At 31.4% G+C, this 26,397-nt stretch carries 21 protein-coding genes; 4 read left to right on the forward strand and 17 right to left on the reverse strand.

Annotation, left to right across the window (positions count from 1 at the left end):
- Positions 1–43: 43 nt before the first annotated feature.
- On the reverse strand, positions 44–2,068 hold the full coding sequence (locus tag MED152_RS04380; RefSeq protein WP_041383869.1) for an NADPH-dependent 2,4-dienoyl-CoA reductase: 2,025 nt from the start codon (positions 2,066–2,068) through the stop codon (positions 44–46).
- Between the two features lie 208 nt (positions 2,069–2,276).
- On the opposite strand from MED152_RS04380, the gene MED152_RS04385 reads away from it, so the two are divergent.
- A complete protein-coding gene (locus MED152_RS04385) occupies positions 2,277–3,017 on the forward strand; it encodes an SDR family oxidoreductase (protein ID WP_015480656.1) in 741 nt (246 codons plus the stop codon).
- A 7-nt stretch (positions 3,018–3,024) separates the two neighbouring features.
- On the forward strand, positions 3,025–4,410 hold the full coding sequence (locus tag MED152_RS04390; protein ID WP_015480657.1) for an NAD-dependent succinate-semialdehyde dehydrogenase: 1,386 nt from the start codon (positions 3,025–3,027) through the stop codon (positions 4,408–4,410).
- 71 nt (positions 4,411–4,481) lie between these two features.
- Here MED152_RS04390 and MED152_RS04395 read toward each other — a convergent pair whose 3' ends face one another.
- The 16 genes from MED152_RS04395 to MED152_RS04465 form a co-directional block, all read right to left on the reverse strand.
- Entirely contained in the window at positions 4,482–5,189 is a 708-nt protein-coding gene (locus tag MED152_RS04395; protein WP_015480658.1) for a pirin family protein, read from the reverse strand.
- A 74-nt stretch (positions 5,190–5,263) separates the two neighbouring features.
- Positions 5,264–6,133, reverse strand: coding sequence for a pirin family protein (locus MED152_RS04400; RefSeq protein ID WP_015480659.1), 870 nt, complete (start codon positions 6,131–6,133; stop codon positions 5,264–5,266).
- Positions 6,130–6,567: a MarR family winged helix-turn-helix transcriptional regulator gene (locus tag MED152_RS04405; protein WP_015480660.1), complete on the reverse strand. Its 438-nt coding sequence runs from the start codon at positions 6,565–6,567 to the stop codon at positions 6,130–6,132. The genes MED152_RS04400 and MED152_RS04405 overlap by 4 nt, the downstream gene beginning before the upstream one ends.
- 2 nt (positions 6,568–6,569) lie before the next feature.
- Positions 6,570–6,818, reverse strand: a complete 249-nt coding sequence (locus MED152_RS04410; protein ID WP_015480661.1) for a glutaredoxin domain-containing protein — start codon at positions 6,816–6,818, stop codon at positions 6,570–6,572.
- A 58-nt stretch (positions 6,819–6,876) separates the two neighbouring features.
- Positions 6,877–7,413, reverse strand: a complete 537-nt coding sequence (locus MED152_RS04415) for an NADPH-dependent FMN reductase (protein WP_015480662.1) — start codon at positions 7,411–7,413, stop codon at positions 6,877–6,879.
- Between the two features lie 10 nt (positions 7,414–7,423).
- Positions 7,424–8,008, reverse strand: a complete 585-nt coding sequence (locus MED152_RS04420; protein ID WP_015480663.1) for an FMN-dependent NADH-azoreductase — start codon at positions 8,006–8,008, stop codon at positions 7,424–7,426.
- Positions 8,009–8,086: 78 nt separating this feature from the next.
- On the reverse strand, positions 8,087–8,488 hold the full coding sequence (locus MED152_RS04425; protein WP_015480664.1) for an OsmC family protein: 402 nt from the start codon (positions 8,486–8,488) through the stop codon (positions 8,087–8,089).
- Positions 8,488–8,844 carry a DoxX family protein gene (locus MED152_RS04430; RefSeq protein ID WP_015480665.1) on the reverse strand — a complete coding sequence of 119 codons (357 nt, stop codon included), beginning with the start codon at positions 8,842–8,844 and terminating at the stop codon, positions 8,488–8,490. The genes MED152_RS04425 and MED152_RS04430 overlap by 1 nt, the downstream gene beginning before the upstream one ends.
- A 97-nt stretch (positions 8,845–8,941) precedes the next feature.
- Positions 8,942–10,630 (reverse strand): hypothetical protein, encoded by a 1,689-nt coding sequence (locus MED152_RS04435; protein ID WP_015480666.1) that lies wholly within the window; start codon positions 10,628–10,630, stop codon positions 8,942–8,944.
- A 57-nt stretch (positions 10,631–10,687) separates the two neighbouring features.
- The gene (locus tag MED152_RS13670) at positions 10,688–10,876 is read right to left on the reverse strand and encodes a hypothetical protein (protein ID WP_015480667.1); all 189 of its coding nucleotides are present in this window, start codon (positions 10,874–10,876) and stop codon (positions 10,688–10,690) included.
- 4 nt (positions 10,877–10,880) lie between these two features.
- On the reverse strand, positions 10,881–11,405 hold the full coding sequence (locus MED152_RS04440) for a hypothetical protein (protein WP_015480668.1): 525 nt from the start codon (positions 11,403–11,405) through the stop codon (positions 10,881–10,883).
- Between the two features lie 37 nt (positions 11,406–11,442).
- Positions 11,443–12,678 (reverse strand): DUF6638 family protein, encoded by a 1,236-nt coding sequence (locus MED152_RS04445; protein ID WP_015480669.1) that lies wholly within the window; start codon positions 12,676–12,678, stop codon positions 11,443–11,445.
- Position 12,679: 1 nt separating this feature from the next.
- The gene (locus MED152_RS04450) at positions 12,680–13,270 is read right to left on the reverse strand and encodes an NUDIX domain-containing protein (RefSeq protein ID WP_015480670.1); all 591 of its coding nucleotides are present in this window, start codon (positions 13,268–13,270) and stop codon (positions 12,680–12,682) included.
- Positions 13,260–15,221: an AAA family ATPase gene (locus MED152_RS04455; protein WP_015480671.1), complete on the reverse strand. Its 1,962-nt coding sequence runs from the start codon at positions 15,219–15,221 to the stop codon at positions 13,260–13,262. Before MED152_RS04455 ends, MED152_RS04450 begins: the two co-directional genes overlap by 11 nt.
- A gap of 66 nt (positions 15,222–15,287) precedes the next feature.
- Positions 15,288–16,331, reverse strand: coding sequence for a hypothetical protein (locus tag MED152_RS04460; RefSeq protein ID WP_015480672.1), 1,044 nt, complete (start codon positions 16,329–16,331; stop codon positions 15,288–15,290).
- Positions 16,332–16,412: 81 nt separating this feature from the next.
- A complete protein-coding gene (locus MED152_RS04465) occupies positions 16,413–17,759 on the reverse strand; it encodes a hypothetical protein (protein ID WP_015480673.1) in 1,347 nt (448 codons plus the stop codon).
- Positions 17,760–17,997: 238 nt separating this feature from the next.
- Between MED152_RS04465 and MED152_RS04470 the strand changes: the two genes are divergently transcribed.
- Together MED152_RS04470 and MED152_RS04475 are read left to right on the forward strand one after the other, a co-directional pair.
- A complete protein-coding gene (locus MED152_RS04470) occupies positions 17,998–23,622 on the forward strand; it encodes a T9SS type B sorting domain-containing protein (RefSeq protein ID WP_015480674.1) in 5,625 nt (1,874 codons plus the stop codon).
- 4 nt (positions 23,623–23,626) lie between these two features.
- Positions 23,627–26,332 (forward strand): T9SS type B sorting domain-containing protein, encoded by a 2,706-nt coding sequence (locus tag MED152_RS04475; RefSeq protein ID WP_015480675.1) that lies wholly within the window; start codon positions 23,627–23,629, stop codon positions 26,330–26,332.
- The last annotated feature ends 65 nt before the right edge of the window (positions 26,333–26,397 follow it).

The following is a 26,397-nucleotide window of genomic DNA, read 5'->3' on the forward strand; positions in this document are numbered from 1 at the left end:
AGATGAAAAGAATAACAAAAACTTGCGTCAAAATTTAAACTAATTACAATTTTGCTGCCAATCTTGCTCCTTGGTTAATAGCTCTTTTTGCATCTAATTCACTCGCAAAATCTGCACCACCAATAACATGAACGCTTTTACCTAATTCTAAAAGGGGCTGATATAATTCTTTAAATGGCGTTTGACCTGCACAAATAATAACATTATCTACATTTAAAACCTTTTGCTCTTCATTTTGAGTATAATGTAAACCTTCATCATCTATTTTATTGTAAGCCACTTCACCAATAAATTGAACCTTTTTTTTCTTTAAAGTTGATCTGTGAATCCAACCAGTTGTTTTACCTAGATTACCACCAAATTTACCTTTACTTCTTTTAAACATAAATATTTCTCTAGGTGATTCTTCAAAATCTGGTTTTATTCCTTCTATTCCACTTCTAGATTTTAAGGTTTTGTCTATTCCCCACTCTTTTAACCAAGCATCCACATTTACTGCTGTAGATTCACCTTCATGAGATAAGTATTCAGAAACATCAAAACCAATACCACCTGCGCCTATAACAGCAACTCGTTTACCAACAGGTTTTTTGTGCTTTAACACATCAATATAACTTAAAACTTTAGCATGATTACTTCCTTCAATTTTAAGTTCTCTAGGTTTAATACCTGTTGCTACAACAATCTCATCAAAATCAGATTTTGATAAATCCTCTACAGATACTTTAGTTTCTAATTTCACAGTAACATTATGCAATTCTATTTGCTTTTTAAAATATCTTAAGGTTTCATAAAACTCCTCTTTACCAGGAATTTGTTTTGCCATATTAAATTGACCTCCAATTTCTGAAGCAGCATCAAACAAAATTACATTATGCCCTCTTTCTGCAGCAATAGTTGCAGCAGCCAAACCTGCTGGTCCAGCTCCAATAACAGCAATTTTCTTTTTATTTTCTGTAGGTAAATAATTTAATTCTGTTTCATGACAAGCTCTTGGATTTACCAAACAACTAGCCACTTTTCTTTGAAACACATGATCTAAACAAGCCTGATTACAGCCAATACAAGTATTAATTTCATCGCTCTTTTCTGCTTTTGCCTTGTTAACCCATTCAGGATCTGCTAAAAAAGGCCTTGCCATAGAAATCATATCTGCATGACCTTCTGCCAAAACTTTTTCGGCAGTTTCTGGCATGTTAATTCTATTAGAAGTAATTAAAGGTATTTTAATTTCTTGCTTCATTTTTTTGGTTACCCAAGTAAATGCAGCTCTAGGTACAGAAGTTGCAATGGTTGGAATTCTAGACTCGTGCCAACCAATTCCTGTATTTATAATAGTAGCTCCTGCTGCTTCTATTGCTTTACCCAGCTTTACAATCTCTTCCCAAGAACTTCCTCCTTCTACTAAATCTAACATAGAAAGTCTATAAATAATAATGAAGTCTTTACCAACAGCCTCTCTAGTTTGTTTTACTATTTCAACTGGTAATTTCATCCTATTCTCATAATCTCCTCCCCAATCATCAGTTCTTTTATTAGTCCTTTTTGCTATGAATTGATTAATCAAATAGCCTTCAGAGCCCATTATTTCAATACCATCATAGCCAGCTAATTTTGATAGTTTTGCTGAGTTTACAAAATCGTTAATAGTTCTTTTAATGCCAGATTCCCATAATTTAAAAGGTGTAAATGGGGTAATTGGCGATTTTTTAGCTGATGGTGCTACATTAAATGGATGATATCCATACCTACCTGCATGTAAAATTTGCATACAAATTTTACCTCCTTCTTTATGAACTGCTTTTGTAATTTTCTGATGATGTTTTGCATGTTTCTTGCTAGACATTCTAGCAGAAAACGGACCTGTCCAACCTTGAATATTAGGAGCTATACCTCCTGTTACAATTAATCCTACTCCACCTCTTGCACGTTCTGCATAATAAGCTGCAATTTTATCTATTCCGTTTTTTTCTTCCTCAAGCCCTGTGTGCATTGACCCCATTAAAACTCTATTCTTTAATGTGGTAAATCCTAAATCTAAAGGTTCAAATATGTGTTTGTACTTCATAGTTTCAAGTTTAATTTTATTATGCATGCATAATACTTTGCAAGATAAGTTTTATTTATGAAAATCAATAATCAGAAAATAAAGATAATTACGAAATTTCAATTTTGTTTAAACTACACTTTTTCATTTCAGCTAAAAACTAAATGGATAACAAACAAGAAATCTTCGAAATTAAATGAAATTTGTAAAGAACAATAAAAATATAATTATGAATTTAAAAGATAAAGTAGCCATTATTACAGGCGCATCAAGTGGAATTGGAGAAGCAACTGCATTAAAACTAGCCAAAGAAGGCGCAAAAGTTGTTTTAACTGCAAGAAGTGAAGACAAATTAAAAGAGCTAGCTCAGAAAATTGAAAATGAAAATGGAACAGCTTTGGTAGTAACTGCTGACGTTACTAAAAGTGACGAGTTTAAAAATGTTGTGGAAAAAGCGAAAAGCGAATTTGGAACTGTAAATATTCTTGTGAACAATGCTGGTTTAATGCCTTTGTCTTACATCGAAAAATTTAAAACAGAAGAATGGAATACTATGGTTGATGTAAATATTAAGGGAGTTCTAAATGGTGTGCAAGCTGTTTTACCTACTTTAATTGATAACAAAGGTGGGCATATAATTAACATATCATCTACTGCAGCCTACAAATACTTTCCTGGAGGTGCTGTGTATTGTGCAACCAAAGCAGCTGTGCAAATGTTTTCTGAAGGATTAAGGAAAGAAATCTCGGCAAAACATGGTATTAATGTAACCTCAATAGAACCTGGTGCTGTAGATACTGCATTGTTTGAAACCATTACAGACGAAGACATTAAAGAAGAACTTAAAGACATGAAGAAAATGACAACATTGCAAGCAGAAGACATTGCAAATGCTATTTTCTATGCTGTAAACCAACCAAGTAGAGCTAATATTAATAACATTCACATTTTACCTAGTGAACAACAATAAAAAAACGATGACTAAAGAAAAAACAATAACAACAACAAATCCTGCAACAGGAGAACAACTAGAAACCTATAATTATATTACTGATTCTGAAATGAATACCACAATTGAAAATTGCCATAAAGCATTTTCTGAGTGGAAATTAGAATCTTTAAAAAATAGGGCATCTGTAATAGCTGCAATTGGTAAAAAACTAACAGAACATAAAGATGAATTGGCTAAATTAATGACGAAAGAAATGGGGAAACCATTATCTCAAAGTAATGATGAAGTAGATTTATGTGCAGGTATTTGCAAGTATACAGCCGAAAACGGACCTGATTCTTTAAAAGAAGAAGAAAGAGAATTATCTAAAGGTGGTAAAGGTATTGTAACGTATTCTCCAATTGGAATTGTTTACGGAATTCAACCTTGGAACTACCCTTCTTATCAAGTAATTAGATATGCAATAGTAAATTTAATGGCAGGTAATGGAGTGTTACTAAAACATGCTTCTAACGTTACAGGTACAGGAGTATTACTAGAAAAAATCTTTGTAGAGGCTGGTTTACCGGAAAATTTATTTAAAACATTATTAATTACTCATGATCAATCAGATGAAGTTATTAAACATAAAGCTGTTAGAGGGGTAACTTTAACTGGTAGTTCTGGTGCAGGTAGAAAAGTTGGGCAAAAAGCAACTGCAGAATTAAAGAAAGTTGTTTTAGAACTTGGTAGTAATGATGCTTATATAGTTTTAGAAGATGCAGATTTAGAGCTTGCTGTAGAAAAATGTGTTAGAGGTAGAATTTACAATAATGGAGAAACCTGCATTGCTGCAAAACGTTTTGTTGTTGTAGATGCAGTTTATGACGAATTTAAAGAAGCATTTGTTAAGGCTATGAAAGACGTAAAAGTAGGTAACCCAATGGATGATACTTGTGATATGGGACCAATGGCTAGAGAAGATTTAAGAGAAACTTTACACAAACAAGTAGAAGAAAGTGTACAAAAAGGTGCTGAGATTTTATGCGGAGGAAAAATAAAAGAAGGCAAAGGTTATTACTATCCTGTTACAGTTTTAGGTAATGTAAAGCCAGGTCAGCCTGCATATGATGATGAGCTTTTTGGACCTGTTGCTTCTTTAATAAAAGCAAAAGATACAGAAGATGCTATGAGAATTGCTAATGATAGTAGATTTGGATTAGGTGGAGGAATCTTTACAAAAGATACTGATAAAGCAAAAAGATTGGCTCAAGATCATTTTGATACTGGAATGATTTTCATCAATTCATTCGGAATTGCAGACCCTGCAATGCCATTTGGAGGAGTTAAAGATTCAGGTTTTGGAAGAGAACATGGAGGATTTGGAATCAAAGAATTTGTAAATGTAAAAGCATTAAACTTTAGTGAATAACATAGGTAAACCAAAAAAAAAAAAAAACGTCTTGAAATTCAAGACGTTTTTTTATTGGATTAAATATCACTTTAATTCATAGGAACATCTATAACTAATAATTTACTAGCTTTAGAAGCAGTTAGTTTTACTTTATCTACACCCTCTATTCCAACAGCATCTCTGCTTGCTAATTTTTCATCTGCTACCTCAACTTCACCATCAATCAAAAAGAAATATGCACCGTTTTTTAAACCGTATTCTGTTGTATAATTTTCATCCATATCAATCATGTAAATATATCCTTGCTGATTAATTGGTAAAGAACCTTCTATTTGTTTATCTCTAGGTGAAACTAAAACTTGAAAACGGTTATTACGTTCTTGAATATCAAAAAACTTTTGATTGTAATATGGTTCTACTTCCTGCTTTTCTGGAATTATCCATAATTGAAGAAAATTAGTTTCTTCGGTTTTACTGTCGTTAAATTCTGAATGTGTTAAACCAGTTCCTGCACTCATTACCTGTACTTCACCTACTTCTATAGAACGTTGATTGTTCATACTATCTTTATGAGATAAAGCTCCTGAAATTGGTATAGAAATAATCTCCATATTTTTATGAGGATGTGTACCAAAACCCATTTTAGGTTGCACAACATCATCATTTAAAACCCTAAGCATTCCAAAATTCATTCTTTCTGGATTTTGATAACTTGAGAAACTAAATGTATGATGTGATTTTAACCAACCATGATTGGCAAATCCTCTTGTGTTTGCTTTGTGAACTGTTTTTTTCATTTTATTGTAATTTTTGGATTCTAAAAAAATTAGATTTCAAGAATACTGTAAACCTCTTTTTCTAAAATTCTATATTAATATAAATAGCCCATTTTACCTTGCTGAAAGTCACGCATTGCCTCTAAAATTTCGGTTTGCGTATTCATTACGTAAGGGCCATATTGTGTTACTTTTTCTTTTATTGGTTCTCCTGATAGAACTAACAAATTACTCTTGTCATTTGCCTTAATTGAAACCAAATTACCATCTGTATTAAAGACTACCATTTGTTCGTTTCCTTTTTTCAAGAGGTCTGAATTATTTATTAAAACCTCACCATCTAAAAGGTAAATTAAAGATTGATGATTCTCTGGCAATTCAATTTCAATTTCACCATCTATATCTGCATTTGCTGTAAAAACATTTACTGATGTTTGCGTTTTTATAGAACCATATTTATCTGCTTGCTTACCAGCAATAATGTTTAATTTTATTTTACCATCCTTAGAAAACACTTTTGGAATTTGATAATCTTCTAGGTGCTGATAATTTGGTGGAATCATTTTATCTTTTGCTGGTAGGTTTAACCATAACTGAATTCCTTCTAAATCCCCACCCTTTTTTACAAATTCTTTGGTAGGTGCTTCAGCATGAATTATCCCTCTACCAGCTGTTGTCCATTGTACACCACCTGCTTTTACAACCATTTCATTTCCTAAAGAATCTCTATGCAATTGTTCTCCTTTAAACAATAAAGTTATCGGCTCAAAACCTCTATGAGGATGAGGACCTAAATCGAATGGATTATTGAATTCCGATATTGCATAAGGTCCATAATGATGCAACAACAAAAAAGGATCAACATTTTCTAAACCATTAGTTGGTAAAGGTTGACGTAATTTTATTGGCCCCATATTAACTAAAGGACTCTCTACTTTTAGTTGGATGCTTTTATAATTTTTCATCGTATTTTATCTAACAGATTGCTAAGCGTTTCTGCTTCTTCATCTGATAATTTATCTAAAAAGGATAAATTTTTGTTCTCATCTATTGTTGTTAAAAGTGCTAAACCTTGTTGCGTAATTTTTACATAAACCACTCTTCTATCACTATCACACCTTTCTCTTTCAATCAAATTTTTATCACACAACTTGTCCATTAAACGAGTTGCATTAGGTGCTCTTTCTATCATTCTGTCTTTTACAATCTGCACCTTCATTTTTGCCTTTGCTCCTCTTAAAATTCGCAAAATATTATATTGCTGAGGAGAAATTCCATAAGGTTTAAAAAACTCATTTTCTTGACTATTTAACCAATTAGAGGTATATTTTATGTTGATCAGTGCCTTTAATTTGTTGCTTTTAAATGCAGATTTTATGTCTTTAGAAATATCTCCCATAATTAAGCTCGTAATTTTAGATCTTGCATAATCTTATTGAATTCTTCTGTTGTTGGAGTTAAATACACGTTGTCATCAACAAATAATGTTGGATATTTTACTACTCCACCATACAACTCCTTGCTATGTTCTCTTGCCTCTTCATCTTTGGCTACATCTTTATACACATACTTTTCGTCTGTAGAGTTTAAGAAATTTTTAAACGCTACTGTGTAGGAATGTCCCTGTCTACCATACAATACTATCTTCATATTCTTTTCTTTGGGTTACGCAAAAGCGGATTTTATTCTGTTCTAATTAAATTAAGCCTTAGCTTAACGATTCTTCAAAGTTCTTAACTGCAGTCTGCAATTGTTTTAATAAATCTTCGTCAATGATTTTACCTTCTTTAAAGTTATCTCCAAAACTTGGTAAAGAAAAAGACACAATACTTTCTGCCCCTAAATGAGGAAACTTACTCATACCATCTTGTAAAACTGATTGACCTCCTCTAGCTCCTGGAGATGTTGCCATCAATAAAAGCGGTTTGTTTCTAAATACTTTTACATTAATTCTAGAGCTCCAGTCAAAAATATTTTTAAAGGCTGCAGCATAAGAACCATTATGTTCTGCTAACGAAAGAATAAAACCATCATACTTATCTAACAAACTAGAAAACTTTTCTGCATTGCTAGGAAAACCATTCTCATTTTCTTCATCTTCACTATAGATTGGCATAGTATAGTCTCTTAAATCTGCCACATCAAATTCTGTTTTTGATAAATTTTCTGCTGCAAAAGTTGCCAATTTTTTATTTATTGAGGTAGAACTTGTACTACCTGCAAATGCTAATATTCTTTTTTTCATAATTATTTTTTTAAGCTAATGTTGCTATTTGTTTGTTTGCACTTTCTAATTTGGCTTCACTGCTAAACATCAATTGATCTAGTTTTACAAATTCCACATCTGTGATACCTAAAAACCCTAAAAAATGCTCAATGTATTTTCCTGCAAAATCAATTTCACTTCCCACTTCTGTTCCTCCACTTGAAATTACGATATAAGCTTTTTTGTTTTCTAAAAGTCCCACAGGTCCTTTATCACCGTATTTAAAGGTTAATCCTGCTCTTGCAATTAAATCGAAATATGCTTTTAAAGATGCAGGTACAGAGAAATTATAAATTGGTGCGCCTATAACAAGAACGTCTGCCTCTTGTACTTCCTGCACTAACTCATTCGAAATTGCTAAAGCTTTATTTTGATCTTCTGTTCTTTCTCCTTGTGGAAATAATGCTCCTAAGATAACCTCATCTATAAATGGCAAATCTGAATAAGTAGTATGTCTTGTAACTACAGAAGAACCTTTGTTTCCAGATACTAATTGCTTAACTACCTTCTCTGCAAACATTGAAGATGTTGATGAAGTTTTGTTGCTACTTGAGTTTATATTTAAAATTTTCATAATTGTATAATTTAATTTCTTGTCAAAGATACAATTTATTAATTTATTTTCCAAGGAATATATTTACAAGGGAATTAACTAGTTTATTTGAGTGTCAATATTCGTTGAACCTTTTACCATTTTTGCTACAGGACATTTACCTGCAATTTCTAATAACCTCGCTCTTTGTTCTTGTGTAACCTCTTTCTCAAAGCTAATTTCTTCCATTAAAGATTTTTTGATTCCTTCTTTGGTAAGCTCTTCTTTTTGAGAAACTACTACATCTATTTTACCTAAATCCCAGCCTTTTCTTTCTGCATACATTCTTAAAGTGATAGATACACAGCCACCTATTGCCGTTAATAAATATTCTACAGGGGTTGGTCCTGTATCTCCTCCACCAGCTTTTATTGGTTCGTCAATAACAGCGAAATGATTTCTCATTTTAGCTTCGGCAAAATATTTCTTTTCTGATAAGGTTACTTTAGATTCTTGTTTCATTAGGCCTTGATTTTTTTCCAACTGAAGTAAGAAGTTAATAAAAGTATAGTGGCTACAAGTGCTCCCATTTGTTCACCATCACCAATCATAAAATGTGCAAAAAATGCAAGTATAAATGCGAAGAAAAAGCCAGAATAAGCCCATTCTTTAATAGCTTTAGAATTAATAAACCAAATTGCAATTAAACCTAAAAGCTTAATCACTCCATAAGGATAAATGATGTAAGTAGGATACCCAAAGTTGGTGAATGCTTCTGCAATTACTTCATGATTAAAAAAGTATTGACTTACTGAGAAAAGCATAAGTAGCGTAAGTAAACCTGTAGCAACGTAATAAATAATTTTTGTGGTTTTCATAATGATTGATTTTAAATTTCATTACAAAAGTACAAAAATTAAATTTTATTTACCAAGGAAAATAAATCCAAGGAAATATTTGGAAGTAAAATGATATTTAATTCATTTTTATAGAGTCTATTTGTTTTTGCAAACGTTCTATCTCTTCTAATTTCTTTTGCTGTTTTGACAACAATTGAATTGAGTCTAAAATTTGACGATTTTTTTCTAAAATAGTTTTCTCTTTTTCGAAATATAAATTTTCGTTTTCACTAGTTCTCCAAGCCTCATTCAATTGCATATACAATTCTTCGTTCCATGTACTTGGTTTCTTTGCATTAATCCAAACAACATCTCTATACTCACTATCTACTAGAGCCAAATCTGGAGTGGCTGCACCATCAAATTGTTCTGGGTTATCACTACTAATAGTAGATACTGTACCTAAAAAAAACATGCGTTTCTTTCCTGCAATATTTTTAATATAAGGTCTAAATTCTACAGGTGCATTAGAATTCCAATCATACTCTTTTTTAGATTCTTTCACTTTTAAAGGCATTGCAGACACACCAGCATAACCTTGCTTTTTAGAGGCATGATCGTAAAAATAAAATTGATTTGAACCATCTGCAGGTATAAATACACTGTAACTCAAACTCGTTCTTTCTGCTCCAATTGGTTCTAAACCAAACCAATGATACAAACCACTATAAGCACCTACATTTGTGCCTGAAAAATCAAAATCGGTTACATATGGTTGTTGATTTTGATCTTTTGGAGCCACAGGTATTTTTACAGCACTTTTCATGTTCCAAGGCAAAGGATCTGAAAAACCTGCCAAAAACTTTAAACTTTCTGCTTGTAAACGTGATACCTTTTCTGATAATGTATTTTGCTTCGTTAAAAACTGGTAGTCTTTCATTTTTTCTGGAGCTATGAAAGTACCTTTACCAATGGTAATTCTCTCTAAATAATCAGTGAAATTATGTTCTCCATTTTCTACAATCATTACTCCACCAAAAGTTGGATAAGGAAAGAAAAAACCTTTCCATTTAATTAAACTTACCACTTGCACCCAAGCTCCTTTATCATTTTTCATATAAAAGGTATCACTTGGTTCGTAATTAAAAAGCATCCAGGGATTAAATCTTTGCACTACTGCATTGTAGGTATTTCTGCTAAATCTTAATGATTCTCCAATTGAAAAAGTTACAGGGATTCTATTTTCTGAAGAAAATCTTGGAAAAGGTGTTGTACTTGAAACTGAGAATATTTCTTCTGTATTGTCTTTAATTCCTTGCCAATAATACTTTTCTGTTGGTTGAATGGCCATTGTCCATTGATTGGAATCATCCACTCTAACTAAATGAGGTAAAGAAACATCTTTTGTTTCACCTACAGATTCATTGGCCATCGAAAAAATGTTTCTTAAAGGTTGAATTCTTTCGTTCTGCGTTAATGGTAATTCTACAATTTCTATCCTGTTTAAATCGTTAAAAACATTGTAAGTTTTGATGTAATTATACATACCTAAAGAAATACCTACATAATACAAAGCCCCAAAAAACACTATCATTAAACCTAAAATACCTAACCTAGAACCTGTACTTGCTGTCTTTCTGAATTTTCTAATTCCTAAAAAAAGCACTGTACCACAAAGTATTATAATGAATATAAATTTTCTAAAGAATAATAAAGCTGGTTGATAATCATCTCTCAAAAAAAACAATAAACCTAAAATAACAACTAGTAAGAGAATTACATTTCTCTTTTGTTTTGAACCTTTGTTCCAATATGATTTTATCATGTGTATGTGTATATGTATGAAGTTGAATTGCCGAAATTCTTAGTCTCTCAATCTAACTTATATTTTATCTTTTCTAGTTCTATTTACATAAATAATACTACCTGCATTTGAGATAAGGATACAAAGTAATATAAAATGAGGGGTAAGATTTTTCCAAGTAAAAAATTCAGTAAAATTTGTAAACGGAATTAAACCTAACAAACCAATGATTGAAAATACTACAAGTATGTACCTAACTTTCTGCATGATCTTATTTTAAATATCCTTTATCTTTTAAACGTTCTCTGGCAGATTTACTTTCCTCTTTTGGCGCTTTAATTTCTTCTTGTGCTTTTTCTATAGCAACTGGTTCTTTAGCTTGAATATCGTCAATAAAATCTTTACCTTTTTCAATAACATCTTGAAATTTATCTTCTAGAGAATCTGATTGTTCGTCTATAATTGCTGATGACTTAAAAATGAAACCTGCTAAATAAGTACCTACTAATGTGCCAAAAATCATAGAAACGAATAATGAAATGGTGGCTAAATCTATTGGTATTAAAATACGTGTAATTAATATAACTATTAGGAATAATGACACAATAAAAACCAATCTTAACAAAAACGATTGTTGATACAAAAATCCTTTAGTGTCTGTAGATTTCATTTGCAAATCTTTAGAATTCATCATTTTATTAAAAAATCGATAGACTCCATTTCCTTGAGATTCTCTCCAATAAACAAGGGTCCCAAATAAAATGGATGCAATAAAAATGATTAGTTCTAGTGTCATAATACTATCTGTTACTTATAAAATTAGTCTATTTTTTCTAAAAATTGTTACGAATTGTTTCAATTACCCAATCTTTTTTAGATTCTTGCCAAGTTTTAAAATTCTCGTAAAAATTCTCTTTATCATACCAATACCAAAACAAAACATCTTTTTGAGCTATGTTTACCAATAACTTCCAAATTAAATCTTGATGCTGTGCCCTCAAAGAAGAGTGTGGTTTGTGCAAAGCAAAGTACAATTGCTCATCTACAAAATCTGAAATTTTAAGATTGTTATTTACTTTCTTTTTATCTAAATAACGCTCTGCACTCATAACTTTCTTGCGCGTTTTTAAATCTATTTTATTTAAATAACTTTTAAATAAGGTTTTATCTTTTAAGATATCATCTACAGGATGTTGTGTTTCTTTTAAAGCTTCTCCAAAAATAAACTTCTTAATTCTTTCATATCTTTTAGTACCAACTTCTGCCTCTAAATCGCACTCAATAATTACATGATCTTTAAGCTGATTCATTAGTTCTGGCTGTTCAATATGGAACATTAAAACATCGTAGGTTGTATCATTTATTGCCTCTTTATAAGCTTCTTTGTTTTCAAAAATTAGAATAGGTTTTATAAAATTTCTTAACAAATAAACACCTCCAAATGCTCTAGTAAAAAAAGAATCTGAAGTATACACAATAGGTTCTAAATTAATATCTCTCTCACGTAAATCTCCATATTTTTTTGCTGATGAAATTAATTGCTGATGTAAATTTTCATCAATAAAGTTATAATCTTGATTAAATGTTTCTATCAATTTTAACTGCTCTTCTTTTGCCTTTTTTAAATCATCTATTAAATGAAAATGAATAGTAATTTCTTTATAATTTAGTACATCTAAAGGTTCGTAAAAAACGTCTATATTCTGATCAAAATCTAAATACAAAGCAGAATCTCTAGTAATATTTTGAATCTTTTTTGAATAGGTTTTAAAAACCAACTTCATTAATTCTGCATCATAAGAATGAAAAGGATTGTAAATTGGCAAGCCTTTTTGCAAAGGTGTTATAATAATTGCGTGAGAATTTGCTTCTCCATTATTTAAATAAAATACTTGTTCTTTTTCTTCTGCAATTTCAGGACTCCAACCAACACCATCTATAGAAAAAGAGTTTAGTTTGGTTGCAGTAAAGCCCAATTTTACTAAACATTTATTGTAACGTTCTACTAATTTTCCACTTATGGGAATTAGTTCGTTTCTAAATAAATTGGCGTCTTTTAGCTTTTGCATTTTACCTCATCATCTTATTTAATTGCACATATTGCAATAACATAATTGTTCTTGCATCAATAATTTCTTGTGTTTCTATCATTTTAAAAGCTTCTAAAAAATCTACCTCTAAGATTTCTATTTCCTCATCTTCTGCAGAAACTCCTCCTCCATTTTTATGGTTATCATTCTCTGAATATTCTCCAATAAATAAATGCACTTTTTCGTTTACAATACCTGGTGATAAAAAAACTGTACTTACTTTTTGTACACTTTTAATTTTATAACCAACCTCTTCTTCTGTTTCACGAATTGCGGCTTTTTCTGGTGATTCATTCTCATCTATGGCACCTCCAACAACCTCTATTAAAAATCCGTTTTGAATGCCATGATTATAAACTGGAGCTCTAAATTGTTTTGATAAAACCACTTTATCCGTTTTAGGGTTGTATAACAAAACAGCAATACCATCACTTTTTCCATACATTTCAAAAGACAATCTTTTTGAAGTGCCATTATTAAAATGATAGTCAAAATTTAAATCTTCTAATTTTCCCCAATTGTCAGATTTTACTGTTTTTGATACGTTAGTTATTTTCGATTTAGTTTCCATTATCAAAACTTTTTCTCGCTTCTAAATCTATATTTAATTGGTTTACTCTTGCATCTACTTTTCGTTTAAAATCAGTATCTGCAATAGTGGCAACATTATCTAAATAACGAACAACTTCTTGCCTTCTAATTTCTGAAAAATCCAATCCTTTCATATTGGCTTTCATTAATTCTTGCAACATATTAAATTTGGTTTGGTAATCTTTTTTGAAATAAACTTCAGGATTTTCAAACCAATCTTGTTCTAAATCAAAATCTGTTAATCGTAACGAAATAGCAGACTGAATGTTTCTAACATCTCTAGATGAAAAGAATGGAAATATTTTCTGAATTTCTTTATACAAACTAGAAAAGAATTCATGTTCATTGGTATTAAATTTCTTGCTTGCTATATCATAGGCTTCTAAAACTCTTGCTTCTGATGGTTTTTCGATTGCATTAAGAATTTCGCCCATGCTTTTCGTTAACCCTTGATCTTTTAAAAACTGGTAACTCTTAGGATTTTGCATGTTCACAAAATCTGGAATTGTTTTTTCAAAATTCTTCCACCAAATGTAATCTTGATCTAGAAAATCGTGCTCAGTTCTTGCACCATCAATCTTAAATCTACCTTGAATTCTAGAAATTACAGCCTTATCTAACATTTCTGGTAAATTGGTGAATAAACCTACAGAGGAATTACCGTAATTTACAGCATAAGCACCTTCTGTATATCTTAAGAAAACTCCAATAACTTCTTTTACACCAGCAGAAACACCTTGTGCAGTTCTTTCTTGTAAATTATTCTCTGCATCATCAATTGGTGCAAAAATAATTTTTGTTGGGTCTTGCATTGGCTTCATCCATTCTACCATTTTTTCTGCAGAACCTCCTTGAAAAGTAGAGATTAACGTATCTGGCATTGGGTGAAACAAAAACGGAATGTCTAAATTATCACAATGCTCTTTTAAACGAGTGGCAATGGCTGCAATTAACATCGATTTACCTGTTCCTGGAATTCCATAACCCATAAAAACTGGCATAAAACCACCTAATTCTTGAAACGGATTTTTTTGTGCTTCAAAATCATAACTCAGCATTCTTTCTGTTAACCTTCTTGCAAAATGCTTGGCATCTTTATTACCTACAATCTGCTCAAACTGAATTTTATTGAATTCGACACTTTTAGCAGTGCCTGCAAAAACGTTTTCCCAGCCTGAAACTGCAAAATCAGAATTTTCTAGTTTGTAAGTTCTATCTGTAATTGTTTCTGTGTATTCCAAACTACTTTTACGTAACTGAATTTCATCAATTAAAGCTTCAAAATAAACCACTGTAAAATCGACAACATCTTTGTCTGACCTTATAATTTCTGGATGACCCAAATACTTATCAAAATAAAATAAAGAACACGCAATACCTTTTAAAGGAGACATGAATGAAACCTCAGGAATACCTGCAAACTTTTGCTTCATTACAGATAAATCATCTGAAGCTAAAGGTTTTAAATCGTGCAAAATTTTATACGATGTTGCAAATAATTGAAAAGCTGTAGCCGTTTGTAATTTGCTTTCATATGCTCTCTTCCCTGATGTATCTAACACTGACTTACGCTCATTTAAAGATGATAAACCAGAGGCATCATAGTAAGCGTCTTTAATCCAAATACCCAAAGTTAAACCCTCTTGTAGAGTGAATAACGTTTGATTTAAATGCACAGGAATTGCAATTGAATCTGGTAACAAGCGCTTTTTTAATGCTAAAATCGTTTTAGAAATTGAAGTAACTTCTACATTGCTACCATTATTGGCTCTAGATAAATACAGCAAAATAGAATCGTCTTTGGCATCTTTTTCTCTACTTTTTGCTTTATTACCTTGCTCCCATTGAATGGATTTAATATAACCAGTAGCTTCATCACGAAGTACATCTAATTCATTTTGTTTTATTGGAAAGGTTGAGTTGTGTTCCATCTTTTAACTTTTTAGGAATTTGATTTTTATGGCTAGGCAAAGAATCAAATTCTTTCTTTTTCGTTCTTATTTCAATTTTAAGTCAGCCATTTGAATTGGCTCTTGAGCTAATACATCTAAAGCTCTTGGTGTTTGGTTGTGCAACAACTGAATAATTCTATGAGGAGCAAAAAGATATTTTTGACTAATAACTTCGCTCCATTTTTGCATTGTTTGCTTTGAGAAAAAACCACCTTCTGTAAACGTTTCACCTGCAAAAACCTCATCTATAGTTAAAGAAACTGCATAAGATTCTAAAGAAACTGTTTTATTAGAAATTCCGCTTAAAATTGCATGCGTAATTTGGTTCTCATCTTTTGCAAATACATTATGTAAAGGCCCTAAATCTATCCTTTTAATATGTTTTGGCTGAATAGCCGTTAATTTTCTATCAATATTATAAGCCATGGTATCTAATGCCATTTCTCTATCTGCACTTTCCTTTAAAGTTTGATAAATTTTTTCTTTATCCTTTAAGGCATTATTTCCATCATAATTAAAATACATAAAACAGATGAAAGGCCTGTTATGACTTACATCATAAAAACTCCAGCTTGTAACATAATCGTAAATGGCATCTTTAGGAGCATCTAATATTTTACCTTGCACAAAGCGATTAAAAATAAACTGTTTTTCGACTGATGTATAATAGATAATAGATGATGCCTTAAATAAATCTGTTTTTTTGATAGGTTGCTTTTTTCTTAAAAGCGTATCTAAAAATTGTTCTTTTAAAACAGAGGTATCTACAAGTTTATCTAAATACTGTTTTCTTAACTCCAAATCATTATACAAGTACCTAAATTCCAAATAATTAGGAAACCCAGAGTCTGTTAAATCAACTTTCATATTATCCTCTTCATCATACATATATTTAATACGCATGGCTTCTATAGAATATAAAAGCAAATCTGAATATTGTTTAAAGAAAATAATTTCTTGTTGACTACACAGTTGATTTTGTTGAATTCTAACAATGATTTCCTTTAAAACAAAATCTACCATTTTATGATAAAAAACATATTGTTCTTTAGAGTTTAAAACTGCAGAGTCTAAGGGAGTTGATATCATGGTTTAGCTAAAAGTTTACAGTTATCAGGTTACAATTCAATATGAACTGAATACTGTAAATTGATTTACTGAATACTTGTTTTAAGATAACATATCATCATCATTAGAAACCTCTTTTTTAGGAGCTTCAGCAGAAGTTTCATCTTCTAAAACTGGTGTTTCTTTATCTGCTTTATAGAAGTCTTCGAAAATTTCTTTCATATCAATACCATATCTATCAGCAAAATTCTTTTGTATATCACCATCCTTCTCTCTAATTTCTTGTAGCGCTTCTGCATAAGTACTATAAACACCATTCATTACCTTCTCATGAACTGGAATATTATCCATCATTTCTTGACGAGCTCTTGCGCTTGCAGAATGCATAGAAGCCAAAGTAGCACCAATATGTTCATCGGTTTTTACACCTAAATGTTCTAAAATTGCAGCAAATTCTTGATCTGTTCTTGCCTTTAAAGCAACTACATAACCATCATAATACTTTAATCGTTCTTCAGTATCTGATTTCAATTTTGCTCTATGTGTCTGTAAATTAGAACGTAAAGATGTTAAAACTTTAATAGTTAAATTGTGTTTGTGTACAAAACTATCTTTAGAAGCAGCTAATGTTGTGTAAGCGTTTTTAAGACCTTCTAACTCTTCTACTTTTTGTTCTATTGCAGTTACTTTACCAATAGCTTCTGAATATTCTGTAGATTGTTTGTCTGCAATTTCATCTAATTCTTGACGCGCTTGTTTTAGCAAGGCATATTGCTCTTCTAACTTACCTTCTACTTCTTTTTTCTTTTCTAAAGCTTTGGTATGATTTTTAGAAGCTTCTACAATAGCGGTTTTCAATTTCTCCTCAACCTCTTTAATCTCTATTTCTCTATTTTTAAGTCGACTAACAGCAGCTTGAGATTTGTAAGAAAGTTCGCTTAACAAAGTTTGAATATCTGCGCTTTCTATACGCTCTTGAAACATTGCTTTGGCTTTATTATCTGCGCCTGCTCTTACCTTTTCTGCTTCAGCAAATTCCTGCTCTTCTTTCTTTATTTTAGATTTTCTACCCCAAAGATTATTCCACCACGTATCTGGTTTATTTTGTGCATCTTCTAATTCAATTCTAGCTCTTTCTAATTCTTTCTGAGCATCATCGATTACCTTTTGTTCAGTTTCATTTAATGCAGAAAACTTTTCGAACATAATACCAACCTCATCTTGATAATCGGTTAAATCTTTTATAGCATCTAAAAGCGTAGTTCTGTCTTTTTCTGCCATATGAACCACATCATCTAAAGTAGCATTAAGTATTTTTTGACGTTTCTGAGGATCATCTTCTTGAGCCAATTTAGACTTCATAGTGTCTACAGCTTTACCCCAGTTAACATCTACTTTTTCTGTTTTTTCATTTGAACTAGTTTCTAATAAATCAAATTCGTCTGCCATTTAATTAAGTTTTTTAGTTGAACAATTTTTGGATAAGCAATTTCGTTATTTTTTTTAATTATAAGAAATTTAAGTTTAATTATATGTAGCTAAAATGAACATGTTGTTACACATAATTTATGATTTCTTCAAAATTGTTACGAAAACTCTATAAATTACTCATATTTATCAATGTTAAAAAAAGTTAGTTTCGCTAGTTTTTAAATATATTTGACAATTGATATTCAAAATTCATTAAATGAAGAAATTTCTATCGTTTCTAGTATTTTTATTTTGTGCTTCTTCAGCATTTAGCCAGTTAAGTAAAAAACACTTTATACCACCATTGACAAGTGTTTCAACAGATGAGATTGGTCAGCAATACTTTTACATATCTACACCAAAAACAAATAATGTTTCTTATAAAATTACTCCAATTGGCAATCCTGATATAACAGCCTATAGTGGAGTGGTCTCTAATGGAAACCCGTTTGTACAACCAATATTGGATTCCTCTGGTAATTTTGAAGATTTCACTTCAAATAGCCAATTGCATATTACAAATTTTAATGTAGGTGGTATTATTAAAAACAAAGGGTTCATTATTGAAGCTAGTGATGTTATTTATGTATCTGTAAGGGTTATATCACAATCCACATTTCATGCAGCTGCCTTGGTTAGTAAAGGTAGTTCAGCATTAGGAAATAGTTTTAGAATTGGTGGTTTTGTTAGAGAAGGGAGCACAGTTAATGGTCATTTAACTTTTGCCTCTTTAATGGCTACTCAAAATAATACTACTGTAAATATCACAAACTTACCTGCTGGATTTACTCAACCAAATGGTTCAAATGTGCCTAATGATATAGTTTTAAATGAAGGTGAAAGCTATGTGGTAGCTTTAAGTGCTTTAGCTGGTCAAGATCCAAAAGATTTAATTGGTGGCTTAATCTCTAGTGACAAACCAATAGTTGTTAATTCTGGATCTGTAGCAGGTAGTTTTGGAAACGGTAATGGTAGAGATTATGGAATGGACCAAATTGTAGGTGCTGATAAAATAGGTACTGAATATATTTTAGTAAGAGGAAGTGGTATAGATAGTAATGAAAATGCATTAATTATTGCACACGAAAATGATACAGAAATATCGATTAATGGTGCCTCTTCTACAACCACAATTGATGCTGGAGAATATTTTGTAGTTGAAGGAAACAACTACAACAATGGCAATATGTACATAAGTACTTCTAAAGCAGCTTTTGTATATCAAGGTATTGCTGAAATAAATAATCAATTTCCAGATGCGAATCAAGGTTTATTTTTTGTACCACCATTAAGTTGTGAAAATAAAGGTGACGTAAATAATATTGCAAGTATTGATAGAATTGGTAGTAGTAACTTTGTTGGCGGTGTTACCATCGTTACAAATACTGGAGCAACTGTTACCATTAATGATGCAGATATTTCCACATTTTCTCCTCAAGGCCCAACAAATGTTACAGGTAATGCCAACTACGTAACTTACAATGTCTCTGGACTTAGTGGAAACATAAAAGTGAATAGTGATCAAGAATTATATTGTGCCTACTTTAATAGAAGTGGAGCAGCTACAACAGGAGCATTTTATTCTGGTTTTCCTTCTGCTCCAGAAATAAATTTTAATACTACAGTTGCCTCTTTAGGAAGTTGTATTCCAAACGTTACTTTACAAGCAGCTAATACAGATTTGTTTGATAGTTTTGAATGGCAATTTTTTAACCCTGCTACAAGTAATTGGGAACAAAGAAGTACAACAGCCGACTATAAACCTTTAGAAAGTGAACCTGGTAGATATCGATTAATTGGTACTATAAATTGTACAGGTGCTACCTTTAATTCAGTAGAAATACCTGTAAGTTTATGTCCAGATGATTATGACAGTGATTTAATAATTGACAACTTAGATGTCGATTTAGATAATGATGGTATTTTAAATAGTGATGAATCCTTAGGTGATGGAACTATTAATTTGACAAATTTAAGTAACCCAACAGTTGAAGCTGATGGTGCAATTATACCAAACCTTTTAACAGGTAATTTAACAAGCGATGGCAATGTTAGTTTTGTTGGAAGTACAAACGGAAACTTTACATCAACAATAAACGATAACAGTACATCTAATGCTGCTAATATATATGTTCTAAATAGCTCTGAAACTTTTAATTTCGAGTTTACACAAGATGCAAGCCAACCACATACTTCAATATCTGGTGTAGAATATGAAGTTGGAATAGGACCAGCTGCAAAAAATGTTACATTAATAGACCCTGATAATATATTACTAGTCGACACCAATTTTGATGGTGAATTCGAAGCAGGTGTAGATAATTATTCGAGTTCTCTTATTAGATTTACTTATAATCCTGCTCCTAATGGAAATACACCATTTAAATTTGTGGCTAATGATGTTGATGAAGTTATATTTTTACATACAGCAACCTCAAATGTTACAAATTCAATATTTAATGGAAACATAAAATTAACAAATGTAAGAATGGATTCTGATGGTGATGGAATTGAAGATGCATTGGATTTAGATTCTGATAATGATGGTGTTCCAGATATTTTTGAAGCAGCCAACGAAAGTATTTCACTATTAAATACAGATGCCAATTTAGATGGTTTAGATGATGTTTTTGATTCAGTAACTTTAGTGAATGATACAGATGGAGATGGAGTTCCAAATCATTTAGACTTAGATTCTGATAATGATGGAATTTATGATTTAGTAGAATCTGGTTTTACCCTTACTGATGCCAATAATGACGGAATTATCGATAATGCAAACGCTGCTAATGTTGGTATTAACGGATTATTAGATGCTTTAGAAAGCACTCCTGATTCAGGAATTTTAGCAAACGCTTTAAGAAATTCTGATGCCACTTCTGTGGTCACAGCAAATCAAGATACTATTTACGATTTTGCAGATTTAGATGCTGATGGAGATGATTGTTTTGATGTTATTGAAGCTGGTTTTACAGGAAACGGTTCTGGTATTTTATTTGCAAATCCTTTTGCAACAGATGCAAATGGTTTGGTAATTAACAATACAGATGGCTACACAACACCAAATGCAGATTACATTACAAGTGCACCAATAATCGTTAACTCTTTTGTAGATCCTGTTTTCTGTGAATTAAATACAGAAGTAATGACGATTGATTCTAATGCAGATGCTTTTCAATGGCAAGTATCTACAGATGGTACAAATTGGACGAGCTTAACTGATGATGCAACGTATAATGGAGTAACCACTAAAGATTTACAAATTACAGATACACCTTTAAGTTTTAACAATAATCAATATAGAGTTTTGTTAAGCAGAACAGGAAACTCGTGTACAGAAGAAGAATCGAGCTCTGTAACCTTAACTGTAAACCCTTTACCAATTATAAAAAATAATCCATCAGAAATTAATCAATGTATTGATGCAAGTGATACTAATCCTACAGTTAACTTAACTACTTCAGAGGATAATATTTCTGATACACCAAATATAACTTTCGAGTATTTTACAGATATCAATGGTACAAATCAAATTACCAACCCTACTTCTTATCCTGTTACTGTAAATACAATAGAAGTTGTTTACGTAAGCGTTATATCTGATGAAGGTTGTTCTAATGGTTTAGTAGAATTAAGAATTAATGTGGGGCAGACTCCAGATAATCCTTATAATGATATACAACCACCTGTTTGTGATGATCTTTTAGATGCAGATGGTAATGATACGCCTGGTGCTAATGACGATACTGATTTTATTACAAACTTTTCATTAGATAGAGATGCTATTGTAAATAGTATAAATCCACCAGCAAATACAGAGGTATTCTTTTACGAAAACTCTTCTGATAGAAATAACTCTTTAAATGAGATTGATATTACTAACTATAGAAACGATATCAATAAAATAGATATTACTACAATTCCTGAAGGAATCCAGTTTCCTATTTACTATAAAATAATTAGTACTATTAATAACAACTGCCAAGGTTTAGGAGAATTTTTCTTACAAATACATGCAGTTCCTCAAGCAACTACAGTTTCTGACATAGAAGAATGTGATGATGCTTTATCTGGAAACACTGCTGATGGTAGAAATGCTGCCATAAACTTAAGAGATAAAGTTGCCGAAATTTTAGGAACAGGACAAACTGAAGCAGATTACGAAGTTACTTTTCATACTACAGAAGAAGGTGCTATAAATAACATAGATGTAATTACAAACGATACAAATTACACAAATCAAGCACCAAGTGGATTTACAGCTGGTACCACTAGTGAACAAACTATTTATGTTAGGGTACAAAACAGAACAGGTAGCATGTGTTATAATGCAAACACATCGTTTAAAATCATTATTCAACCAATTCCTACTGTTCCTGCAAACGTGCCAGATTTAATGGTTTGCGATGTAGTTACGCCTTCTGATGCAGATCCTAGAAATAGAATAGCCCAAAATATAAACTTAACAGAAAGAGAAGCAGATATTTTAGATGGTAGAACTGGTTTAATTGTTGAATATTACATTTCTCAGCAAGATGCAGAAAACAGAACAAATGCTATTGCAGATCCAAGTAATTTTCAAAATACAACAGCAGAAACATCATTTCCTACAGATTTTAATACAGATGATCCAGGTGTACAAACCATCTTTTTTATTATTGTAGATGAAAATGGCTTACAATGTCCTTCTGTATTTTCTACATTTCAATTACTAGTTTATCCAGAACCATCTATAAATCCTGTAAGTGTATTATCTGAATGTGACAATGATGATGATGGAGATGATGCAAACGGAATTATTCAAACAATAGATTTAAGTAGTAAAATTCCTGAGGTTTTAGGAGCAAGTAGAAATGTGAGCGATTTTAACGTAACTTTTCATATATCCCAAGCAGATGCAACATCTGGTGATAACTCTTTAGCTTCACCATACACCAACTCAAATAGTACAGAAACTATTTATATAAGAGTGAAGAACAAACAAACTATGTGTGTAAATGACGATGCTAACTTTGAGTTAATCGTAAATCCATTACCAAACTTTACTGTAACTACACCACAAATTCTATGTTTAAATGATTTACCTTACAACATTAGCGTAGAAAATCCGAGTGACAATTACACCTATGTTTGGACAGATGAAAATGGAAATACATTAAATCCAAATGCATCTGTAGATAATATTGATATTTCATCTGGAGGAAACTATAAAGTTACAGCAACCACAACGGATGGTACAATGTGTTCTAGAGAAGAGACTATAGAAGTTATAGAATCTAACATTGCAACTTTAGAATCTAGCTTTATAACCATTGTAGATGAATCGAATAATTTAGGAAGCACTAATAATTTATCTATCTCTATTGATACTATAAATAATGATTTAGGTCCTGGAGATTATCAATTTGCGATTGTAAATACAGATAATAATACTAGAATTCCTTTTATAGGTTATCAAGATGAACCACTTTTCGAAAATTTAGAAGGTGGAATTTATCAAGTTATTGTAAATGATAAAAACGGATGTTCTCCAGATACAACTTTACTAGTATCTGTAATACAGTTTCCAAAATTCTTTACACCAAATGGTGATAACATAAATGATACTTGGGTGGTAAAAGGTGCAAATCAAACTTTTTATCCTAATGCAAGTATTAATATCTTTAATAGATTTGGAAATCTAGTAGCTCAAGTTCCAATTGATAGCAATGGTTGGAATGGTATGTATAATGGTAAATTATTACCTTCTGATGATTATTGGTACAATGTAACATTAGTACCTGCAGACACAACAAAACCTACAATAAATAAAAAAGGAAACTTTTCTTTATTGAGAAAATAAGGTTATGAAAACCTATTTAACTCTTTTATGTCTTTGTCTAAGTTTAAGCATTACAGCTCAAAACGAAACCATTTATTGGTATTTTGGAAATAGAGCCGCTTTAAATTTCGACAAAGGCGAATTAGAGGTTTTAGCAGACAGTGCAATGGATGCACCTGCTGGTTCTGCATCTATTGCCAATGAAGATGGCTTATTAATGTTTTATTCTGATGGAGCAACTGTTTGGAACAGAAATCATGAAATTATGGAAAATGGTAGTGGTCTTGCAGGAGATCCTAACAATTTTCAATCATCAATCATAATACCTAAACCAGGCACAAATAATACTTATTACCTGTTTTATGCTCGTTCAGAAAACTCAACAAACCCTTTGGTAACTGCTGGTGCGTTTTATTCTGAAATAGAATTTTCAAATGATTTTCCTTTAGGTAAAGTAGTCGCTAAAAATGCTTTTTTAGATTCTAATGCTCCTTCAGAGAAATTCACGGCTGTGCATCATAAAAGTGGCGAATCTTTTTGGTTATTAACACTTACTGCTGCAAACTCAGACCCTGATGAATTAAAAACAGTTTTTAAGGCATATCCAATAACAGATTCTGGTATTGATTTCAACGCAAAAGTTACCAATTTAGACTTTGGAATAGAGTCTTTAGGTGCTATGAAGTTTTCTGTTGATGGCAAAAAATTGATAGTTGCTAGCCAAACCGAAAGTGATAGAACTAGATACGTTCATTATTTTAATTTTGATAATGAAACAGGAGATATTACCTTTAATAGAAATCTTATAATTGATCCTCCTTTTGCAGTTTGGCCACCAAAAGGAATCGAAATTTCGCCTAATGGACAATTTGTATATGTTAGTTTTGATGCGGGTGACAATAATGGAATATTTCAATATGAAATAGAGGGCCCTACAGCCCAAGAGGATCCTAGAGCTCTTTTGTATTTTAGGCCAAATATTAAAGTAGAAAGCTTACAGTTGGCCAATGACCAAAAAATTTATGTTGCATTAACTTTTGAGAATGATGATAGCTTAATTTTAGGTGTAATTAATGAACCAAATGGAAAAAGCTTATTGTCTAATTACACTCCTCTATCTCCAGAATTAAATCCTGGTAAATCTAAGAGAGGCTTACCAAACTTTATACAATCTTACTTTGCGTCAAAAATTGTTACAGAAAACCAATGTTTTGTAGATCCTTTTACATTTTCTAGCACCTCCTATGCTCCTATTTCTGATGTAATTTGGGATTTTGGCGATGGTAATTCTGGAACAGGAATTACTACTACTCATACTTATAGTGCACCAGGAACCTATACTGTTAAAGGTGTTTTAACTGTTGGTTCTAAAAAAGTTACAGTTTATAAAGTAGTTGAAGCTTTTGAATTGCCAGTGTTAAATGCGAATCAAGAGTTGATAGAATGTGATGAAGATTCTGATGGACTATCTACATTTAATCTCTTTTCGATTACCTCTAAAATTACTGACCCTACCTTAAACGAACAATTAATATTCTACTTATCTCAAGATGATTTGAATAATGATGTTCCTATTGCAAATCCTGAAAACTTTCAAAATACGGTTCAAAATCAAGAGATTTTTGTGAAAGTAATTAATGACAATGGCTGTTTCGAAACAACATCATTTATAATTACTGCTAGGTTTGTAGATCTTGCAAATATTGAAAATTTTTATGTCTGTGAAGATTCTGATGGAATTGTTGGTGATGCCAAAGGTCTTTTTGACAGTGAATTCTTAGCGAGTTCTATTCGAAATCAATTGGGCATTCCAAACAGTACATTATTATCTTTTTATCCTACCTATTTAGACGCACAAACCAATTTAAATGAATTTGAATCTAACTTTACATATACATCAGGAACAATATATGTTAAAGCGCAGGAAGCTGATTTATCTTGTGGAGGAATTCAAGGTTTTAATATTATTGTAAATGCTACACCACCAATTAATCTGTTAGACAATTACACCATTTGTTTTGATCCCAGTGCTAAACCACCTGTAATTGTTTCTGCCAATACTTTAAATGATCGTTTTGAATGGAAAAATGCAAACGGAACTATACTAAGTACAGATCAAGACTTTATACTAAATCAAGTAGGGCAGTTTTCGTTAACTGTTTATAAAATAGAAAATGGAATAGAGTGTTCTAACACGAAAGAATTTGGAGTAGTGAATCCTCCTATTCCTACTTTTAGTGAAATTATAGTTGATACAGAGGATGAAAAAAATAACACAATTTCAGTTACAGTAGATGGGAATAGTAGTTATGAATTTTCTTTAGATAATATTGACTATTTTGGAAATGCCAACAATTATTTCTTCAACAATGTTGATGCTGGTCTGCAAACGATTTACGTCAGAGATCTAAACAATTGCGAACAAGCTATACAAATTACAGTTTCTGTAATTGGCTTTAAAAAGTACTTTACGCCAAATGGAGATGGAGAAAATGACTTTTGGAATATTAAAGGGCTAGATAAAACATCGTTTAAATCTATAGATGTAAAAATCTTCGATAGATTTGGAAAGCTGATATATTCAATTACAGATTTTGATTCCATAGGTTGGAATGGATCTTACAATGGTAAAAACCTAAATTCTAACAACTTTTGGTTCAAAGCCAAAATAGTAGACAAAGATGATAATGAAATTAATGAATCTGGAAACTTTAGTCTAATTAGAGATTAAATTTGGAAGCATAAAAAAACACCAAAACAAATTCATGTTTTGGTGTTTTATTTTTATAAAAAGTA

Source organism: Polaribacter sp. MED152, from assembly GCF_000152945.2.
GTDB lineage: Bacteria > Bacteroidota > Bacteroidia > Flavobacteriales > Flavobacteriaceae > Polaribacter.

Coding starts and splice junctions, on each gene's coding strand:
- MED152_RS04445 (WP_015480669.1), bottom strand. CDS start 12,678: ATGCAAAAGCTAAAAGACGCCAATTTATTTAGAAACGAACTAATTCCC.
- MED152_RS04385 (WP_015480656.1), top strand. CDS start 2,277: ATGAATTTAAAAGATAAAGTAGCCATTATTACAGGCGCATCAAGTGGA.
- MED152_RS04460 (WP_015480672.1), bottom strand. CDS start 16,331: ATGATATCAACTCCCTTAGACTCTGCAGTTTTAAACTCTAAAGAACAA.
- MED152_RS04430 (WP_015480665.1), bottom strand. CDS start 8,844: ATGAAAACCACAAAAATTATTTATTACGTTGCTACAGGTTTACTTACG.
- MED152_RS04440 (WP_015480668.1), bottom strand. CDS start 11,405: ATGACACTAGAACTAATCATTTTTATTGCATCCATTTTATTTGGGACC.
- MED152_RS04405 (WP_015480660.1), bottom strand. CDS start 6,567: ATGGGAGATATTTCTAAAGACATAAAATCTGCATTTAAAAGCAACAAA.
- MED152_RS04380 (WP_041383869.1), bottom strand. CDS start 2,068: ATGAAGTACAAACACATATTTGAACCTTTAGATTTAGGATTTACCACA.
- MED152_RS04435 (WP_015480666.1), bottom strand. CDS start 10,630: ATGATAAAATCATATTGGAACAAAGGTTCAAAACAAAAGAGAAATGTA.
- MED152_RS04400 (WP_015480659.1), bottom strand. CDS start 6,133: ATGAAAAATTATAAAAGCATCCAACTAAAAGTAGAGAGTCCTTTAGTT.
- MED152_RS04465 (WP_015480673.1), bottom strand. CDS start 17,759: ATGGCAGACGAATTTGATTTATTAGAAACTAGTTCAAATGAAAAAACA.
- MED152_RS04415 (WP_015480662.1), bottom strand. CDS start 7,413: ATGAAAAAAAGAATATTAGCATTTGCAGGTAGTACAAGTTCTACCTCA.
- MED152_RS04410 (WP_015480661.1), bottom strand. CDS start 6,818: ATGAAGATAGTATTGTATGGTAGACAGGGACATTCCTACACAGTAGCG.
- MED152_RS04395 (WP_015480658.1), bottom strand. CDS start 5,189: ATGAAAAAAACAGTTCACAAAGCAAACACAAGAGGATTTGCCAATCAT.
- MED152_RS04425 (WP_015480664.1), bottom strand. CDS start 8,488: ATGAAACAAGAATCTAAAGTAACCTTATCAGAAAAGAAATATTTTGCC.
- MED152_RS04450 (WP_015480670.1), bottom strand. CDS start 13,270: ATGGAAACTAAATCGAAAATAACTAACGTATCAAAAACAGTAAAATCT.
- MED152_RS04420 (WP_015480663.1), bottom strand. CDS start 8,008: ATGAAAATTTTAAATATAAACTCAAGTAGCAACAAAACTTCATCAACA.
- MED152_RS04475 (WP_015480675.1), top strand. CDS start 23,627: ATGAAAACCTATTTAACTCTTTTATGTCTTTGTCTAAGTTTAAGCATT.
- MED152_RS04470 (WP_015480674.1), top strand. CDS start 17,998: ATGAAGAAATTTCTATCGTTTCTAGTATTTTTATTTTGTGCTTCTTCA.
- MED152_RS04455 (WP_015480671.1), bottom strand. CDS start 15,221: ATGGAACACAACTCAACCTTTCCAATAAAACAAAATGAATTAGATGTA.
- MED152_RS04390 (WP_015480657.1), top strand. CDS start 3,025: ATGACTAAAGAAAAAACAATAACAACAACAAATCCTGCAACAGGAGAA.
- MED152_RS13670 (WP_015480667.1), bottom strand. CDS start 10,876: ATGCAGAAAGTTAGGTACATACTTGTAGTATTTTCAATCATTGGTTTG.